The organism is Desmospora profundinema (assembly GCF_031454155.1).
Lineage (GTDB): Bacteria > Bacillota > Bacilli > Thermoactinomycetales > DSM-45169 > Desmospora > Desmospora profundinema.
In genome coordinates this window covers 72,910-91,879 of record NZ_JAVDQG010000003.1, presented here as the reverse complement: position 1 = coordinate 91,879, position 18,970 = coordinate 72,910, and the positions used below count along the sequence as shown (strand labels likewise).

18 protein-coding genes are annotated in these 18,970 nt (G+C 51.9%); 11 read left to right on the top strand and 7 right to left on the bottom strand.

Annotated features, from left to right (window positions below; genetic code table 11):
* Positions 1-22 precede the first annotated feature (22 nt).
* From JOE21_RS06820 to JOE21_RS06810, 3 genes are all read right to left on the bottom strand, one after another.
* Positions 23-280, bottom strand: coding sequence for a hypothetical protein (locus JOE21_RS06820; protein WP_309864083.1), 258 nt, complete (start codon positions 278-280; stop codon positions 23-25).
* Positions 281-483: 203 nt separating this feature from the next.
* Entirely contained in the window at positions 484-981 is a 498-nt protein-coding gene (locus JOE21_RS06815; protein WP_309864080.1) for a YwhD family protein, read from the bottom strand.
* A gap of 80 nt (positions 982-1,061) precedes the next feature.
* Positions 1,062-2,831: a sensor histidine kinase gene (locus JOE21_RS06810; protein WP_309864076.1), complete on the bottom strand. Its 1,770-nt coding sequence runs from the start codon at positions 2,829-2,831 to the stop codon at positions 1,062-1,064.
* Between the two features lie 440 nt (positions 2,832-3,271).
* Between JOE21_RS06810 and JOE21_RS06805 the strand changes: the two genes are divergently transcribed.
* Both JOE21_RS06805 and murQ read left to right on the top strand, forming a co-directional pair.
* Positions 3,272-4,672: a PTS transporter subunit EIIC gene (locus tag JOE21_RS06805; RefSeq protein WP_309864074.1), complete on the top strand. Its 1,401-nt coding sequence runs from the start codon at positions 3,272-3,274 to the stop codon at positions 4,670-4,672.
* Positions 4,673-4,748: 76 nt separating this feature from the next.
* Positions 4,749-5,645: an N-acetylmuramic acid 6-phosphate etherase gene (murQ, locus tag JOE21_RS06800; RefSeq protein ID WP_309864070.1), complete on the top strand. Its 897-nt coding sequence runs from the start codon at positions 4,749-4,751 to the stop codon at positions 5,643-5,645.
* A gap of 87 nt (positions 5,646-5,732) precedes the next feature.
* Here murQ and JOE21_RS06795 read toward each other — a convergent pair whose 3' ends face one another.
* Both JOE21_RS06795 and JOE21_RS06790 read right to left on the bottom strand, forming a co-directional pair.
* Positions 5,733-6,362 (bottom strand): hypothetical protein, encoded by a 630-nt coding sequence (locus JOE21_RS06795; protein WP_309864066.1) that lies wholly within the window; start codon positions 6,360-6,362, stop codon positions 5,733-5,735.
* A gap of 181 nt (positions 6,363-6,543) precedes the next feature.
* Positions 6,544-7,287: a YheC/YheD family protein gene (locus JOE21_RS06790; protein ID WP_309864063.1), complete on the bottom strand. Its 744-nt coding sequence runs from the start codon at positions 7,285-7,287 to the stop codon at positions 6,544-6,546.
* Positions 7,288-7,472: 185 nt separating this feature from the next.
* On the opposite strand from JOE21_RS06790, the gene JOE21_RS06785 reads away from it, so the two are divergent.
* The 6 genes from JOE21_RS06785 (at position 7,473) to JOE21_RS06760 (ending at position 14,031) form a co-directional block, all read left to right on the top strand.
* A complete protein-coding gene (locus JOE21_RS06785; RefSeq protein WP_309864061.1) occupies positions 7,473-8,351 on the top strand; it encodes a peptidase MA family metallohydrolase in 879 nt (292 codons plus the stop codon).
* Positions 8,352-8,552: 201 nt separating this feature from the next.
* Positions 8,553-9,260 (top strand): response regulator YycF, encoded by a 708-nt coding sequence (yycF, locus tag JOE21_RS06780; protein WP_309864059.1) that lies wholly within the window; start codon positions 8,553-8,555, stop codon positions 9,258-9,260.
* A gap of 6 nt (positions 9,261-9,266) precedes the next feature.
* Complete coding sequence (locus tag JOE21_RS06775; protein ID WP_309864056.1) at positions 9,267-11,099, top strand: ATP-binding protein; 1,833 nt, start codon at positions 9,267-9,269, stop codon at positions 11,097-11,099.
* A complete protein-coding gene (locus tag JOE21_RS06770) occupies positions 11,096-12,433 on the top strand; it encodes a YycH family regulatory protein (protein ID WP_309864053.1) in 1,338 nt (445 codons plus the stop codon). The genes JOE21_RS06775 and JOE21_RS06770 overlap by 4 nt, the downstream gene beginning before the upstream one ends.
* A gap of 18 nt (positions 12,434-12,451) precedes the next feature.
* Positions 12,452-13,204 (top strand): two-component system regulatory protein YycI, encoded by a 753-nt coding sequence (gene yycI, locus JOE21_RS06765; protein ID WP_309864051.1) that lies wholly within the window; start codon positions 12,452-12,454, stop codon positions 13,202-13,204.
* Between the two features lie 8 nt (positions 13,205-13,212).
* Positions 13,213-14,031 (top strand): MBL fold metallo-hydrolase, encoded by an 819-nt coding sequence (locus JOE21_RS06760; protein WP_309864049.1) that lies wholly within the window; start codon positions 13,213-13,215, stop codon positions 14,029-14,031.
* 225 nt (positions 14,032-14,256) lie between these two features.
* On the opposite strand, the gene JOE21_RS06755 is transcribed toward JOE21_RS06760, so the two are convergent.
* A complete protein-coding gene (locus JOE21_RS06755; protein ID WP_309864047.1) occupies positions 14,257-14,496 on the bottom strand; it encodes a hypothetical protein in 240 nt (79 codons plus the stop codon).
* A gap of 347 nt (positions 14,497-14,843) precedes the next feature.
* Here JOE21_RS06755 and JOE21_RS06750 point away from each other — a divergent pair, with 347 nt between their 5' ends.
* From JOE21_RS06750 to rlmH, 3 genes are all read left to right on the top strand, one after another.
* Complete coding sequence (locus JOE21_RS06750; protein ID WP_309864044.1) at positions 14,844-16,022, top strand: S1C family serine protease; 1,179 nt, start codon at positions 14,844-14,846, stop codon at positions 16,020-16,022.
* Positions 16,023-16,087: 65 nt separating this feature from the next.
* On the top strand, positions 16,088-16,282 hold the full coding sequence (locus tag JOE21_RS06745) for a CxxH/CxxC protein (protein WP_309864043.1): 195 nt from the start codon (positions 16,088-16,090) through the stop codon (positions 16,280-16,282).
* Between the two features lie 22 nt (positions 16,283-16,304).
* Positions 16,305-16,784, top strand: a complete 480-nt coding sequence (gene rlmH / locus JOE21_RS06740; protein ID WP_309864040.1) for a 23S rRNA (pseudouridine(1915)-N(3))-methyltransferase RlmH — start codon at positions 16,305-16,307, stop codon at positions 16,782-16,784.
* 193 nt (positions 16,785-16,977) lie between these two features.
* Here rlmH and JOE21_RS06735 read toward each other — a convergent pair whose 3' ends face one another.
* Positions 16,978-18,429: a hypothetical protein gene (locus JOE21_RS06735; RefSeq protein ID WP_309864037.1), complete on the bottom strand. Its 1,452-nt coding sequence runs from the start codon at positions 18,427-18,429 to the stop codon at positions 16,978-16,980.
* Positions 18,430-18,970 lie beyond the last annotated feature (541 nt).

Sequence of the window (18,970 nt, the reverse complement as noted above, 5' to 3'; positions counted from 1 at the left end):
CCATGTTTCATTCATGGGTTCTTCACTGAATCGTTTCATCCCGCCTATCTCCGCATTCATCGCTTCCTCCGACCTCTCCTTCCCCGTCGGTAAAGATCCCGTCATTGTGTACAGTAATCAGGTTTGCTTCCTGTAACGCTTTGATCACTTCATAAAAACTATCCCGCCGCTCTTCCGGTAATTGGTTCACAAATCGATTAATCTTCTCCGGAGAAACACGGGGGGTAAAGTGGACCCCGCCGTGACGCGCATAATGCTCCTCTTGTTCGTGGGCTGACATCGGATCGCCTCCTTTCTTTCCTTTAGCGTGTACGGACAAGAGCCACAATATGGCTCGGGAAGAAAAAAAACGGACACCAAAAAAGCGGGCCCCCATTGCCCGCTTCTTTGGTGTCCTAGCAAATCGGTTCCGTAACCTGGACTTAAGTGTAACGCAAGGCGTCGACAGGGAGCAAGCCGCCCTTCTTATGGTTCACAAAGCGTTCATTTTTCCTCCAGAACTTCTTTTAGTTCCTCAGAAGACCGGTGCCACATCGCTTCATCATTTTCGAGCAACAGTTTCTTTAACGCCTTTTTTTCCGTTGCTCCCAGTCCATCCAAGCGAATACGCCGTTTCAGCGCATCATCCATACGGTTAACATGATCGGCGAGATTTTTCCACCCTCGGCGCGCCTCCCGGTCCACCCGCATCGGACAAGCGGCCACACCGGCATAATAAGGCCCTTCTTCATTTCGATCAATCGCCACCCAAACCACCCAGTAATCCTGTCCACCGGGAGTGTCGGCCGGATCACCGGAAAATTTGATCCCCCGTTCCACCTTGCTCTTGGCATGAATCAGACCCAGGTCAATCCGGGCATCCTCTCCGTCGATAAGAACGGATGACAGATCGCTTAAGTTGAGGGTTCCTGTGTAGTAACCACCATGGGTGGTGGAATCCCCACTAATGATGTTAAAGCCGGCGTTCTTCTTTTTAGCCACATTGTCGCCCCCTTATGACAGGTTTCTTTCCTCCATCTTATCCTACCCGGATAAAAGGTTGCAAAAGGGGAGTGCACAGGCTAAAAACTTTTCAGCATGTTGACTCGTTCCACTACTTCGCTCCGGTTTACATTGGAGAGAAACGGGGAGTCGGAATCGGTTTGAGAATCGGACCGGTCTTTTTCTTTTTTTACTACTTGCCTGACAGGCAGGTGGATATTAAAGGTGGTTCCCCGTCCCGGTTGGCTGGTTACATGGATTTGCCCCCCATGTTCTGAGATAATGCGATGGCAGATGGACAGTCCCATGCCTGTCCCATCCCCTTTGGTAGTGAAAAACGGATCAAAGATGCGGGACATGTATTCGGGCGGAATCCCGGAACCGCTGTCCTGGATCCGGATACTGACCCGATCACGCATCTCTTTCCAGCGGACACAAACCACTCCTTTATCATGGAGCGACTCCAAACCGTTTTGCACCAAATTGATCAACACCTGTTTCAGCTGCTCCGCATCCGCTTCAATAATAACCGGGGAGGGAGGCGGATGGGATTTCAATTCATGTCCCATCAGAATCGCCTTAGGATTGAGAAGCTGAAGCACATCGTCAATGAGCCTATCCACATTGAATAAGGTATGGCGGGCCGGGCGGGATTCACTTAAATGAAGGAACTGCTTCAACAAGTCGTTGATCCGGTCGATTTCAGGCAACATGATGGACTCCCATTTTTTTACTTCCGGAGATTCCATCGCCGAAATCTGGATAAATCCACGGATGGAAGTCAATGGATTGCGGATTTCATGAGCCAGGCCGGCAGCCAATTGACCAACCGCCGACAGCTTCTCCAAATGACGCCGCCGCTCTTCTTCCTGGTGACGAATACGCCGCTGTTCAATGGAGAGACGATGTTCCGCCAGTCGGATCAGCTCTGAAGCGTTTTGGGCTTCAGCAGGGTAAGAGGCGGTACCGATACAATAGTTGACCAGAGACCGTTCTGTCCGCAATTCCCCAATCACCGTCTCGATCGTATCCAAGCAGAGCCGCATGGCCGAGTCGTCCCCCGTTAATCCGACGGCGAACTGGTCCCCGTCATAGCGGGCAACTTGGGCATAGGGAGGGAGTTTTTTCTTCAGCAGACGGGCGATCTGCACCAGCATCTGATCTCCGGCATTAATCCCTTCTCGCATATTCACCTGCTGAAAATCAACCAGATCCAAACAGACTACATAGTAATACTGACCCGCCATGCCACAGCGAGACAGGCTTTTGGACACTTGCTCCTGAAACCCGCTGAAATTGTAAAGACCCGTCAGGTAATCCCGTCTCGATGTCTCTTCCAGCTCCTCGATGTACTCGTGTAGTCGGGAATGCGCTTCATCCACCTTCTCCAGCAAGCGGCGGTTTTGTTCCTTGACCTCTTCCGTCCGCTCGTGGGCACGTCGAAGATAGATACTCATCCATGTCACCAACGCAAACAACAGAAAGTCACCCAGAAGATGAATGAAAGAACCGGAGACGGGGATTCCGTATTCAAACAACGTGTAAACGCCGAAAAATAGCAAACCGGATAATAACGTGTGATCGGTGGAGTTACGGTCATGTAATATACCCAGAACAACCAGGTACAGCCATAGTGACCACCACGCACCCGTCAGGTAATCAAAGGCTGCCACAAAGACCAGTGCCGTCCATGAATAGAGGCGGTATGGGACAGAAAGGGACCATCTGCGCCTGTAGACCAACAGCAGAACAATCATTGCCGAACTGAAAACAATTCCGGCCCACCTTGCCCCCGGGTGCTGAAACAATATCTCCCAATAGGTTGCTAGGGCGATTAACCATTCGGCCAAGAGTGTAACCCCCATTTCACCTTCCGCTCACCCCGATCGGCTGCGGGGATCGACAGATTGGCTCCCTCCAAAAAAGGTTTGGTTCCCTGAACAGATGTCAACCAATGTATCATTATAAATAACGATAGGATTCCATTTATGCTTTCAAATTTCCTCCCTGAAGTCAGGCATTCGACAAAATCTATCAAATTCCGATTCGAAAAATAGCGAAAAGAAATCGAACCGAAAAAGAGATGACCCAGAATGAACATAGCGAAACTTGTGCAGCAAGTGCATATTTTCAAACCGCTGTCCATAGGGTAAGAATGCGGGGTTGTACGTCTCAGGAAGTGTGCGGACGTTGCGATAAGCGTAAGAATGAGAACTGTAAAAAAACCCTGGAACGGACAACCTTGAAACTTCATGTATCTGCCAATCACACCGATAAGGAGGGGATCCCATTGACAAAGGAGCGGAACCTGGCCCGTTCTCTGCTCGGTTTGTTAGGGGGAAAAGAGAACATCGCAGGACTCAGCCACTGCATGACAAGGCTGCGGGTGACACCAAAAGATCCGGAATCGGTACAACTGGAAGAAGTAAAAGCTCATCCGGACGTTATGGGTGTCGTGGAGACTTCCGGTCAAATCCAAATTATTCTGGGACCGGGCATTGTCACCAAAGTGGCCGGTTTCCTGTCAGAAGAAACCGGATTGAAAGCGGATGAAGTGCAGGATTTAAAGTCGCAAATTTCCGACAGGAACCGGACACCGTTCAAGTTGTTTTTAAGGAAACTGGCCAACATCTTCATCCCGTTGATTCCAGCGATCGTGGCCGGCGGGATGATCATGGGTTTGACCAATGTTTTCATCCATTCCTTCGATGCCAACGCAGACAGCCAATGGATTCAATTGCTCACGGCCATCAGTCGAGTGATCTTTGCTTACCTGGCAGTGTTCGTCGGCATTAACACCGCCAGGGAGTTTGGCGGAACACCCGCCCTTGGAGGCGTCGCCGGCGGCATGATCATCCTGCCTGATATCGCTGAAATCACCTTATTCGGTGAAGCCTTGCTTCCGGGACGAGGCGGTTTGATCGGCGCATTGTTGGCCGCTTGGTTTATCACCGTGGTGGAACGGGGGGTCCGCCGCTTCATCCCCGCTGTCGTCGATATTATCTTCACTCCCACGCTTGCGGTATTGATCACCGGATTAGCCACTTATGTGGTGTTGCAGCCGCTGGGCGGGCTCATCTCAGACGGGATCACCGGTGGCCTTACGGCACTGTTGGAAGCGGGAGGAACGATGATGGCCATGATCTCCGGGGGAGTGCTTGCCGGAACCTTCTTGCCCCTGGTGATGACGGGATTACATCAGGGACTCACTCCGATCCACCTCCAGCTTTTGGACCAGACGGGATTGGACCCCTTGCTTCCCATCTTGGCCATGGCAGGAGCCGGTCAGGTAGGTGCTGCTTTTGCGATCTTTGTCAAAACCCGGAACCAAACCCTGCGCAACGTGATTAAAGGAGGGCTCCCCGTCGGCATTCTGGGGATTGGAGAACCCCTGATCTTCGGAGTCACCCTGCCCCTGGGCCGCCCGTTCATCACGGCTTGCCTGGGAGCGGCTGTCGGTGGTGCCTTCCAGGCGGTATGGGGGATCGCCTCCGTCGCGATGGGGGTATCCGGATTACCCTTGACCCTGCTGATCGCGCCCGGACAGATCCTGCTATATCTATTGGGAGTGTTAATCTCCTATATCGCCGGCTTTATCATCACCTATTTCTTCGGTTTCAGTCGGGACATGGACCAGATGTACGGCAAAAGCACGTCCACTGATTCTCCCATGACCACCACGACCGGCTGATCAGGAGGAACCCAGGTCCCTGTAATCCCGATGCCGCCGACTCTCGGGTCGGCGGTGTTTCCATGGAGGAGGAACCATGAAACCAAACGAATTTGAGGCCAAAACGGAACAAGTCCATCCGGATACCCGGGAGTTAGACAAGATGGACACCCGTCAAATCGTCCAAGTGATGAACGAGGAAGACCGTCGCATCGCTGGTGCGATCAAACCGATCCTTCCCGACATTGCTCGAGCCATCGACCGCATCACAGATACCATCCGCCACGGGGGCCGCCTTTTCTATATCGGTGCCGGTACCAGCGGCCGCCTGGGTGTGTTGGACGCATCCGAATGCCCCCCCACCTTCGGCACGGATCCGAATTTGGTTCAAGGAATCATCGCCGGCGGCGACCATGCCCTTCGCTTCCCAGTGGAAGGAGCAGAAGATTCTCCGGAAGCGGGAAAACAAGATTTGATTCAACGTTCGTTTTCGGATCACGACTTTTTGGTAGGAATCGCCGCCAGCGGAAATACCCCTTATGTACGGGGAGCGCTGAAGTACGCTCATGACCGGGGAGCCGCTACGGCAGCCATTACCTGCAATCCGGGCTCACCCGCCGGCCGCTTGGCGGACATCCCTTTGGAAGTGGATACAGGCCCTGAAATCTTGATGGGCTCCACCCGCCTAAAGGCTGGGACGGCCCAAAAAATGATCCTCAATATGTTGAGTACCGGTACGATGGTTCGCCTGGGTAAAACCTATCAAAATCTGATGGTGGACCTTATCCCGTCCAACGACAAACTGTGCAAACGGGCTCGCCGGATTGTTGAAATGGCCACCGGCTCGACACCGATGGAAGTAAAACGAGCACTGGCTGCTTGTGGAGGGGAAACCAAAACCGCCATCGTGATGCTGTTGACCGGTTGCACAACATCCGTGGCCCGCGAACGATTGAGACAGGCAGAGGGACGAGTTCGCGACGCTTTGGTTTGATGAACCGCCGCCGGATATTGGATGGAAAACGGCAGCCCCCTTTGGGTACGCTGCCGTTTTTCCATCCCCGATTCAAGCGGTGATTCATCAACCGTACCGGTTCATCCATCGGGAGTAGCTTTCCGCCCCCTGCTCTTGATTTTTCCCCGTTTCCTCTCTCTGTGACGGTTCACGCACCGGCGCTTCTTCCAGATTATACAGCTCTTCCAGCTGGATGGAATCCTTTTTCATGGACCCTGCAGGCGGATAAGCAGAAGTCGATTCCTTCACCACAACCGGTTGGGACCAGCGTTCACGCTGCTCTCCTTGCCAGGAAGAATCGTAGGCATGGGCTCGGGCTTGGCGATAACGCTGGTGATAGAGAGGAGTACGTTCATGCTCCTCCAGTAGCGTATGTATGATAGTATCCTTCAAAATGCTTTTTATTTCCTCACTGCGATACCCATTGTCCACTCCTTCTACCCACTTGAACACGGGACCGTCCTCCGATGAAAACGTGACATTGCGCTGAGTCGGAGCCAGCTCCTGCAACGTGCTTAATTTCTCGCGGAAGACGTCCCGGTCACAAATCGTATCCAGAGGAAAGTAAACCCCCTTCAGATAAGATTGGATGCAGTATTTCACCAACAAAGGAAACTGGCCCCGAGGAAGTATGTCGTACCAATTGCGAAGAAATCGGTCCTTCTTGCCCAGATATACACCAACGGTGATCGTCATCTTGGACCCACCTTTCAGAAATGGTTTTCCACATCAAACAAAAAAGGCAAAGAAGGCGGCGCCGCATTTTTTTCTCTCGTTCCGGCTGCAAATCCTTCTTTTGCCAAATATAGTATCAATGGCTTGAACCATCCGTCAACAGAATATTTTGTCGAAACAGGACAAGTTTCCTCGAGTCGATTCAATTCGTCACCTGACGGTGTCGCTGCAATATTTTCTTATATACCCCCGGAACGCGGATTTTGCTAAACATCTGAAACTGAGGGCGTGTATTCACCTCAATGACCTGAAGCCGCCCTCGTCGATCAATCCCCACATCAAGGCCCAACTCACGAATCCCCGGAAAACGGGTATCCAGCACTTGGGCCGTCAATAGAGAGACCCGCTTTAGTTCCTCCAAAATATGTGCGGGCTGTGCCGGGATTCCTTTCATTCGCTCCAGGGCCTGCTCCAGTGCAACCGGAGTCCCCCCCTTGCAATGATTCGTGACAAACCGGCGGGGTGCCGCCAGTTTTGCCACCATCCCGCTGATCACCCATTGATGACCCGGCTTTTGCAACAGCACCCGCACATCGAACGGACGGGAATCGATCGTGGCCAAATGGACCCCTTCCTGCATGAGATAGCGTTTATGAGGGAGAAGCACGGACTCTAAATCACGGTACAGCCCCTTTCGATCCACTTCACGGCATCTTTTCTGAAAACAGATTTGGTAACCATTGATTGTTCGTTGAATTCTTACGATTCCCGCTCCTCCTCCCCCTTTGTCCGGCTTCACAAAGACCGTAGGAAATATTCCCAACATCTGGTATAGTCCGCGCTTGGTCAACCAGGCGGTATGGGGAATAAAAGGGCGGAGGAGAGGCTCTTCCATCATTACCTTAGTTTTCAATCCCTTACTAGCGATCTGCCGGTATGTTCGCATCCTGAAGGCTGCTCTCCTTCCTAGCCGTGAAGTAAGTACACCCATAGTCTATTCCGGATCATCCAACGCAGGGAATCCCAGGTACGCCCATTTTTTGTCACCGGGAGCGCCTTCGCCGTGATTGGAATGTGTTAAAATGGAAATATACAAACGCGCATTTGTGCCGACCAAAGGAATGTGGGAAAATGGTCACAAACTCGCACGATCATCCATGGAGAGGTTGGTTGCTTTTCCTCCTCTCGTTTCTGCTTTTATTTACACTCGGCTTTACTCACTATGGAAAAGTGATCGCCCAGCCGGTCCTTCATCAGGGTAACCACTGGTGGGAAGCATGGCGCTTTCGGGACGGCCACGTCATTGAAGGACCCCGGGCCCAACTATATTACCGCTCACCTGACCAAAAAGTGCAGGGAGAGCTCGTGGCGGCAGAGGCGGAACGGGTTCTCCGTACTTTTGAGGAAGAGTACGATTTCACCCCCAGCCGCCCGGTTCCCATCTTTCTCTTTCCCGACCGGGAGTCTTTGCAGGCTCACTTTTCCTGGAGCCACTCCCAAAGCGCCACCGGAGTCTATTTTTCCGGATCCATCTATCTGTTAAACCCGGAAATATGGTATAAGGGCTTTCCTCATGCCGAGGAAAACCCCCAGGAGTGGGCGCGTCTTTTCCGGGAGAAGGGACCACTCGTTCATGAAGTAGCCCACTTCTATCTGGACCGGGTTACCGGAGGGAATTATCCCTTGTGGTACACCGAAGGGTTTGCACAATGGGTGGAGTATGATCAGTTAGGCTATGAATGGATCGTTCCCTCCAACCGACTAACCCATCAAAACCTTTATCGCTATGAAGAGTTACGGGATCACTTTGACCAACTGGACAATCAGGCATTGGCTTACCGCCAATCCTTCCTGTTGGTTCGTCACATGGTAGAAGAACAGGGGATCGAAACCCTTCACCGACTTCACCGCCTCCTGGGTCAGGGGACTCCCTTTGAAACCGCTTGGGAACAGGTATTTGGGGAGTCGGCGGCTGAATCCCACTATCGCTGGTTGGGGCAGATCAGCTAGTGCCTCATCAAGTAACCCCGATCTGTTTTTCTTGGACCTTCACGCCTTGGTTTTCCGTCTTACATCCCATGCACTCACAGAGCACCCGTCTCGCCGCAGGACTTCCAAGCGTCTCTCCAAAAAAACGATCAATCTGGATAGAAGGGGCATTAGTATCCGGTCCCTAACCCATCAAATCCTTGTGTGGGGAGTGTACCTTTCATGAGCGCAAAAATCCTCGTTGTAGAAGACGAACGTCCCATTGCGGATATTCTGCAATTCAACCTGTCAAAAGAAGGATACGAAGTAGATTGCGTTTACGACGGTGACACTGCCGTCGAGCGGGTGTATGATACGCCCCCGGACCTGATTCTGTTGGACTTGATGCTCCCGGGAATCGACGGAATAGAAGTGTGCCGCAAAGTTCGTCAATCGTTCCAAATCCCCATCATCATGGTGACGGCCAAAGATTCGGAAGTGGACAAGGTCCTGGGTCTGGAAATCGGAGCGGACGACTACGTCACCAAACCATTCAGCAACCGGGAGCTCTTAGCCCGCATCAAAGCCAATCTGAGACGGAGCAAGGACAATGGAAACCGTTCCGCCCCTGCCGCCAACACGCTGCGGGTCGGGGCACTGACAATCGATCAGGGGAGTTATATCGTCAAAAAAGAAAATGACCCTGTCGATCTCACCCACCGTGAATTTGAACTGCTCTCATACATGGCCAAACACGTCAACCAGGTATTAACCCGTGAACACTTGTTGCAATCCGTATGGGGATACGATTATTTCGGTGATGTACGCACCGTGGATGTCACGATCCGGAGACTGAGGGAAAAGATAGAGGACGATCCTAGCCAGCCTCAGTACATTATCACCCGGCGCGGAATCGGGTACACGATGCGGAATCCGGACTCCGACCGGTGATCGGGTATGAAAAAATGGTTGCATCTCTTCAACAGTGTTCAATGGAAAGTCGTCGTGATCTATGTCTGCCTGCTCCTGATCGCCATTCAGTTGATCGGTGTCTATTTCTTCCGTTCACTGGAGCAGTACTATGAAAACAACCTGAAAAATGAATTAAACTATCAAGCCAATGTGTTAAACGGTCTCGTATCGGATGTGCTGGAGGATCCCGACTTGGATTTGGAAAGCCGGAACGAGGAAGTAGATCGGTTAAACCAGCAACTCGCCTTTAACCGGCGGGACAACGTGATTCAGATCGTGGATCAGGACGGAGTGGTGATCAGTACCACCGATGACGACAAATCCCGGGTGGGGCAAAAAAACGTCAAAGCAAATCAGGTGATCCAAGGATTGGCGGAGGAGGGCCCCGAAATCCGCCGCGATGCGTCAGGTCAACGGGTGATGTTGGGCAGTTACCCCATCGAAAACGATGGACGAATCATCGGTGCCATCTATATCGAAGCACCGATGCAGGAAATATACAGTACGATCCGGCAAATCAACCAGATTCTGATAAAAATCACTGCCATCGCTCTGGTAGGAACCGTCTTTCTCGGCGTTGTCCTGGCCCGAACGATCACCAACCCGGTAAAGGAGATCACCCAACAAGCGACCGTGATGGCGGAAGGGGACTTCGACCGTCAGGTGGTTGTAAAAAGCCAGGATGAAATCGGCCAACTGGCCACCGCCTTCAATCATTTGGCCCGCCATCTGCGGGAGGCTTTGTCCCAAAACGAAGAGGAGAAGGGCAAGCTGGAATCCGTGTTGGCCAATATGAGTGACGGGGTGGTTGCCACGGACCGACAAGGCCGGGTGATCGTCTCCAATCTGCGCGCGGAGGAAATCCTGGACCGAACAATTGCAGAAGGGGAATCCATTCAGCGGGTCCTCCCCCTCTCCAAGCCGGTCCGTTTGCCGCTTTTGGAAGAGAGGCAAACGTTCCTGGAATTGAGCCGAGACCAGGATGAAGAGAAAAACGATGGGGAAGGAACCATCGTTAAAATCACCTTCACCCCCATCCGCCGCTCCACCCGAGAAACCGTCGGTTTGATTGCCGTCCTGCAGGATGTGACGGAAGAGGAAAAGCTGGATCGCCAACGCAAGGAATTTGTCGCCAATGTCTCCCATGAATTGCGTACGCCTCTTACCACCATCAAAAGTTACCTGGAGGCACTGGATGAAGGAGGGGCGATGAAGGATCCTGAATTGGCCGAGCGCTTCCTGGGGGTGACACGACAGGAGGCGGAACGGATGACCCGGCTTATCCACGATTTACTACACCTATCCCGCCTCGATGCCAACCAGGCTCGTTTTCACAAACAGCCCCTCTTTCTCGGCGAAATTCTGAAAGGGGCGGCGGATCGGTTTTCCGTCCAGTGTGAACAAAAGGACATCCAATTCCGGCTACGTCTTCCGGAACAACAGTTGCCGCGTATTTACGCTGACCGAGACCAGATCGATCAAGTGCTGGACAACCTCCTTTCCAACGCGGTCAAATATACTCCAGAAGGGGAAAATATCACCTTGTCCGCTCGACTCCGTCATGACGGATTTATTCAAGTGGCGATCACCGACACCGGGATGGGCATCCCTAAAAAGGATCTGGATCGTATCTTTGAACGCTTCTACCGCGTGGATAAGGCCCGCTCCCGCAGTTTGGGAGGGACCGGTCTCGGCCTGGCAATCGCAAGGGAAATCGTCAAGGCCCACGGGGGCGACATTCACATGGAGAGCCAGCTGGGGGAAGGAACCACCGTTCTTTTCTCCCTCCCTCCCTGTGAACCGGAGGTGATTCGATGACCGAGCATCTCAAATCCATCGCTCTCTTACTGCTGATCATGGCCAGCTGTGTCCAAACCGGCCTGCTCTGGTACAGTTCTCCTTCGTATGAAGAACCGCTGCGGCCGGATTACGTACGACCGTTTAAAATCGGGAACGAAGAGTTTGAAAAACAGAATCTGTTTGAACTGACCGCTCCTCCTGAAATCTTATTACACCGGGAAGGAATTCATCAGCAGTTATTCCCTGAAAATGCCAAGCATCAGGATCTGATGGAAAAACTCCACTTCACCACATTCGGGGAGTTTAAACCGATTACTCCTTCCGCTGAGCGTTGGAACGAACTGTTAGAGATAACGGATGGAATCGAACTTCGGATGAATCGAGAGACCGATACAGCGGTGTTGGCCGCTCTCTTTTCCCAGTCGCCCGAGGTGGAAGGGCTGGACACCTTCAGCCGTATCTGGTTCCACAGTGTCGGCGACAATGGTAATGTCTCCGTGTGGGTGATTTCCGACCAGGAGCAGGAAGTACGGGAAGGAACGGGCCAGATCATTGACTACACCGATTGGTTGACCGCATTGGCCGACTTTGAGAACAGCACCCTCGTCTCCCCCGTGTTTACCGACGGGGAATCCCAGGTGGAGGAGGGGGTTCGCGGCGTGCCGCGAGTCTTTTATCTTCCTGAGCACGTCCAGCGGATGGACAAACGAACGTACACCCTGAACACGATCGATATCGGTGACATGCGAAAGGCGCTGTTTCCCGACCCCTCTTTAGCCAAACGAACGCTGGTGCGGGACTCCGTCTACATTTACAGCGACCGCAGCCGCACACTTCAACATAATGAAAAGCAAGAAACAATGGTATTCAGTAACCCTGGCAGCAGCATCGGCCGACATTCGTCAACACCGGAAGAACTGAGCGGGATCAACCGTTTCATCAACCGTCACGGTGGATGGACCAGTAACTACCTCTTGGAAAGAGAAGAAAAAGATCCTGCCAACGAAACCACTCTGTACGATTTCCGCTTGTTCGTCGGGAACCATCCCGTCTATTGGAAAGGATTGAAGGAGGGACGGCCGGATCGTATCCGGCTCGCCGCTACCGAGCAGGGGGTCGCTTCATATGAACGTTCTCTCCGTTACCTGATCACCAATTCAGAACAAGCACAACCGGCGGAGCTGTCCAATAAAGAAACACTCTTAAAAGAGCTGGAAAAAAGGAAACTTCCCTTATCCCGCATCCACTGGATTTATCCCGGGTACCAAGCGGAAACCCAAAAGGGGTCGGTGGATCTGACCCCTGTCTGGGTCGTCGTCGACAACCGGGGAGAAATTAGCTTCATCCCATGACGAGGGGAGGGTTTGACTATGGATTGGAGTAAAGCGAAAACCATTTTGATTCTGGCGTTTCTGGCATTAAATCTGTTTCTGGCCGGTCAGTTACTGGAAGCGCGGGTGGAACAATCAGAAGACCTTGACACCACGGAAAGCACCAAAAGGGAACTGGATCAATTGGCTCAAGAGAAAGAGATCGACATCCGGGTGGAACTGCCCACCGATGTCCCCCCCGTTACCTATTTGGAAGCGACCCCGACAAATCCGGGTTCGGAGTGGAAAACCGAAGCGGACGGCAGTTACTCCAAAAAATGGGAGACCCCTCTCATCCCCGTCCAGGAGCTGAAGAAACAAGCGGTAAACTTTACGGATTACCGCTATCATGCGGATGATTCCAATCCTGTCCAGCGGGTGTACTATCAATATCGGGCCAACCGCCCCCTGTTTGATGCCAGCTTGACGGTACAGGTGGAGGAAGGAAAAATCGCCTCCATCCAACAGACTCATTTTGAAATCAAGCAAAACAATACACCCGCTCAGACGGGCGTAACAGCCCACACCGCCCTGCTCAGCCTGATCGAAAGCGGCAAACTGAATAAAGGAGAGACGGTGACAGCTGTCGAATTGGGCTATCACGGCTCATCTTACGAAGCGACCGTCCGCATCCTTTCCCCTGTGTGGCGCATCCAGACCGACAAAAAAGATACCTATGTCAACGCCATCACAGGAGTGAGCGAAGTGGTTACCACCGATTCAAAAGGCATACCAGAAAAGAAGAGGGAATGAGACTTTCGATGAGGTACAGCATTTTGGCCAGTGGAAGCACGGGGAACGCCATTTATCTGGAGACGGACCGCATCCGGATTTTGATCGATGCCGGTTTAAGCGGCAAACAGCTGGATCAGCGAATGAAATCAGTGGGGGCGGACCCCTCCTCTCTGAACGCCATCCTGGTCACCCATGAACACATCGACCATGTCAAAGGAGCAGGAGTATTCGCCCGCCGCCACCGGCTTCCCATCTATATGAACGAATCCACCTGGGAGCACCTTCCCTCCAGTGTGGGAGCCATACCGTTGGAACAACAACGGGTTTTTTCCACCTATTCCACCCTGGAAATAGGGGACCTAACCGTAGAATCCTTTCCTCTCTCCCATGATGCTGCCGATCCAATGGGATTTTGTATCCACGGCCCCACAGGGTCACTAGCCTTAGTGACAGATACGGGGTATGTCAGCCGAAGGATCGTGGAAAAAGTGGCGGGAGCCGATGCCCTCATCTTTGAATCCAATCACGATGTGGAGATGTTACGGATGGGGTCCTACCCCTGGAATGTCAAACGGCGCATCTTAAGCGACCATGGTCATCTGTCCAACGAAGATGCCGCCGACGCTCTCCTGGAGGTAACGGGCGGCAACGGAGAAGACGTCCATTTGGCGCACCTCAGCCAGGACAACAATTTGACAGAACTGGCCCACCTGACAGTAAAGGGCATCCTGGAAGAGGGGGGACTAAAGGTGGGAAAGGACATCCGCTTGTGGGAAACCCATCCGGACCGTCCTACCCCCCTGCGCCAGTTGGACCGAAAGACAAGTCGCAACCCTGCTTTATGAATGACAAGCGGGAATTCTCGTCGAATTCATTGGAAATTTTCCCATTATTGGTATAAGCCATTAGGAGAGGGGAACGAATATCGCACCCAATAATCCGAGGATTCTACCGCTTTTCGTGGAAAGCCGTTCACTAAGAAGACCTTACATCTGTCTAAAAAAGCCTTCCGTCACTGCCATTCGGCAGTAACGGAAGGCTTTTTACCGCTCCTATATTTCAACTTCCCTTCATCGTTTAGTCCATTCGGGCTCCCATTCATCCAAAGACGGGTCCAATTCCCTGTCCAAGTCTTCCATCGCTCTCTTTAGATCCGCCTCTGTCAGCCATTCCTTCTCAATCAGGCATTGAATCAATGCCCCTAACAGGAGACTCGTGCGGTAATGCGATTCTTTCAAGTCTGCCAATTGCGCTCCCCATTGCACTTCCACCATCGGGTCCCGCTTGGATTCCTGTTTGATCCGTTTCATCGTCTTCCTCTCCTTTCCGATGAAGTCCTCTCCCATTGTCGTCCTGGAAGGGTCTCTCTCCTATCGGGCGAAACCTTCACAATCCTTTCCTTTCCCATTGTAAACCGCTGATCCCTTATCCAAACCTGTTATAGAGAACTTCTCCCCTTTATCATCCCATTCCAAGAAGGTTGGTTTGACAGTGACAAACAGGCTGGACTGGGGATCGAACCACACTTTTCACAAATGGTTGAACGATGGCACACTTCTCTTGTGGGATGTATGGGAAATAGTATAATATGGTTAACCGAGCCGCATACTGAAAGAGCAACACCACGTTGAAGGAAATAAAGAGGAGGCGTGGGACCGTGGGTTATTACGACAATACAGACCGCGTACGCCGATACCTAGGGATGTTTTTGATCGCTCTCATCTCCGCCGTCATCGGTGGATTGTTGGTTTTGACCATCTCTCCGGCCCTGATCCAGGCCGGAATTCTGCCCCCTCAGTTTTTCATCGGCCAAAACCGACCATTGGCCGAAGGGGACGGGACAGAAGAGCAGGTCAGTGTCGATGTCCAAACAAACATTACGAAAGCCGTGGAAAAAGCCCGACCCGCAGTGGTAGGAGTAGTCAATCTACAAGCATCTGACGATCCTTTCGGTCGGGAGCCCGTGGAACGGGGAACCGGATCCGGTGTGATTTTTGAGAAGAAAGACGGAAGAGCCAAAGTCGTCACCAATCAACATGTGATTGAAGGTGCCACTCAGGTTGGAGTGGTCATCCCCGATGAAAACGGTGGAAAGCCGGTAGAAGCCAAGGTGTTGGGAGCCGACAAAGCAACCGACTTGGCAGTACTGGAAATGGATGACCAACATGTGCAAGCCGTCGCCGAGTTCGGTAATTCCGACAAGGTGAAAGCCGGCGAACCCGCCATCGCGATCGGGAACCCCCTCGGATTAGAATTTTCCCAATCCGTGACAGCCGGAGTGATCAGTTCCCCTCACCGAACCATTTCCGTATCACCCACATTGGACATGGATGTCATCCAGACCGATGCGGCTATCAACCCCGGTAACAGCGGAGGCGCTCTCATCAACACCGCCGGACAAGTGATCGGTATCAACAGTTTGAAAATCGCCCAACAGGGGATCGAAGGCCTTGGTTTTGCCATCCCGTCCAATGACGCCAAACCCATCATCAACGACCTGATCCAACACGGTGAAGTGCGCCGCGCGTTTATGGGCGTCAGCCTGCGGGACGTGGAAACCATCTCCCAGCAAGCCCGTGATCAACGACTCAATCTACCGGATGAGGTGATGGATGGCGTTGTTATCACTGACGTTCAATCCGGTTCTCCGTCAGCCCGGGGCGGCCTGGAATCCTTGGATGTGATCGTTCAACTGGATAACACCAGGATCCGTAACGGATCCGAACTACGGTCCTATCTCTGGAAGAAGAAAAGTATCGGGGATCAGATGGAAGTCACCTTCTACCGCAACGGAGAAAAACAGACCACCACAATCACGCTGCAAAAGCAACGGTAATCAAACAGCCCCGCCGGTAACCCGGCGGGGTTTCCATTCCAGCCAAAAAGAAAGGAGAAACCATGATGACGAATGTCGTTTCATGGTATGCTTGTGAAGAACATGTCGAACTGGTGATCGATGATTTTGTCGACCGATACCAGCTGGCACCGGAAATCGAACCAAGCACGAATGTGGACCAGACAAAAACACCGGAAAGGATCCGTTGCCGCCAATGTGGCGGCACGCCGGTTTATCATCTGACAGCAGCCTCGGCGTGAATCAGGGAGAAGGAGGCAGGGCATGCGTATCCAAGTGATTGCCGTCGGAAAACTGAAGGAGCGTTTTTTACAGACGGGAGTCGACCACTACCTGGAACGGCTCACACCGTATGCCAAGGTGGAGGTGACGGAGGTCGCGGAAGAAAAGGGGCAGGAACCCATGGGTGAAGCGGAAATCCAGCAAGTGATTCATAAGGAGGGGGAGCGAATCTTACGGCATCTTACTCCCGACACTTACACCATCGCACTCGCCATCCAAGGAGTCGCCCTTTCTTCGGAAACCTTGGCCAATCATCTGGAACAGCTGGCCACTTACGGAAAGAGCCGCATCGCTTTTGTTATTGGGGGATCTCACGGCCTGTCCAAAAAAGTGCTGCAGCGGGCGGATTATACCCTGTCCTTTTCCAAGATGACCTTTCCCCACCAATTGATGCGAATGATCCTGCTGGAACAAGTGTATCGCTCCTTTAAAATTAACCGGGGAGAAACCTATCATAAGTGACGGACTCCGTACGGTTAAAGCCGTGAGCTTCCCGCTTAGGGAGTATCTGAACAATCCGTAGCGCGGGATCCTGCGACCCTAAAGGGTGGTATCGTTAAAAACGCGGAATTTTACCTGAAAATGGATTTTTCCGAAATGAAAAACCAGCCACCCAACGGATCATGGGATGGCTGGTTTTTCGTTTTATCCTCTGTTATTGAAGCAGCGTCCGGCGACGATTCAGGTACAGGCCTGCGCCCAGAAGCGCAACCACTGTGCCGATCAGCATTCCCAAGGGGTACTCGGTTGCCGTTTTCGGCATCGTTGCCCCCTGTTTTATTTCTCCAGCGGTTTGCTTCGGCTGTTCCGGAGTGACGATTTTGCCATCATCCGGTTTTTGACCGCCGTTGCCCGGCTTCGGGCCGACAGCACCGGCGGAACAGGGATCGTCTTTATCTACCTCAAACTCATAAATAGCATCTGCTCCTACCTCTTCGCCATTAACAAATCCGTAAAAATAAACGTCCAGATCATAGTATCCGGGAACCAGATAGCTTTTGTCAAAGGTGTGGGAGTAGGTGGTTCCTTTTTTCCAGTCGGACTCCTGCTCCGCTACGTGATCTTCTTTATCCCAGTTCCAAAGACCCAGCCACCACTCACCCTCAGCGGAGTCGGCACCATTTAGAGAAGCGGTCACATGCAGGCCTTTGTCGGTACAGTTTAAGTCCAGACTCGCATCGATCAGGGTAAAGGCGTAAGTGGTGGAGCCTTTCACCTTCTCCTTGTCTGCCTCGCCCTCAAATGTGATCACCGCTTCGTAGCGTTGACCCGGCTTCGGATCGGACAGTTCAAATCCTGCTTCTGCATATGGTTCACGTTTGGTGTTGACAGTCTGTTTTTGACCATCCACCTGGAAAGTCCAGGTTCCGTTCGCTTTTATATAGTCGGGCAGATCGGCATCCAATACCAAGTAGTTATATTCAGAATCATAGTAGTGGTAAACTTCAATATCCGCTTCCACCCAGTCTTCGTCCACGGTAAAAGTCAGGTTTTTTTCTTGCGCAACGGAATGAGGTTGCCCATCGATCATCACATGTACCGAATATTTGATGGTAACTTGATGTTCGCCATCTTCCAAATTATTGAATACCGCTTGTGCCTCCGTCTCTTTTTCTTTGAACTTGCTCGGGGCTTTTCCAGCCAGATCAAAGGTGAACGTACCGTCAGTCAGCTCATGCTCGGTGGTGTGATTCATCTTTGCCGTTACGGTTGCACTGTTTTTCTCTACATTCACACCGGCTTCCAGTTTCAAGCCTGCGTTTACTTCATCCAGAATCTCCTGAACTTCTTCTTCGCTTTTGTCGATATCTTCCAACTGATCGACTTCTTCCGTCAATCCAGCTTCTTCTTCAACTTGATCTTCATCAGTGGCTGGAGGAGTTTCTTCTCTTTGTTCCACAGCATCATCCTGAGGATCTGCTTCCGGTTCCACCACTGGTTCAACCGGTTGCTGCTGTGATTCCTGTCCAGTTTCCATTTCTTCTTGGTTCACAACTGTTTCTTCCGTCACTTCCTCCGAAGTCTGCGGTTCATCCGCAAAGGCGACTCCAGGGATGACGGCAGCAAACAACATCAGGAAAACCATCACCGTCGAAAAAATTCGCAACGTTCCTTCTCCCCTCAATCATTTATTTCGTTTTTGACCGGAAACAATCGTACCACGCTTTTCACTGGATAAACAATATCAGGAAATGACGCTTTGATTTTAGTGATTTTTAGAAATGGGTCAAGATTCCCCCGAGAAATATGGCATAATAAGGGGATTTGGTTTTATTTATTTATTATGATTATAAAAATAAGAGATTTATTAAATGCAAACGACTGGAAATTCGACAGGGGTCGACATCTTATACACAAAAATATATCCTTCAGCCTAGGTATAGAGGTGCTTATTATCCTCCAAAAGGAAGGGGTTGCCTAATGAGCCATCGGACTCCTTCATTAACTATAAAAAAGATGGCCACCAACAAAAAACCGGCAGAAGTGAAAGTTGCACTTCTGCCGGTATTCCTGCTGCCGATACTAGGGCGTGTCTGAACAATCCGTAGGGCGAGATCCCGGGTCGGTATGGCTGTCTTCGTTTCGTTGCAAAAAGCGCATAGCGAGACCAGGGAACAACAGTGACCCTGGCGAGACTTGTGCTCTGT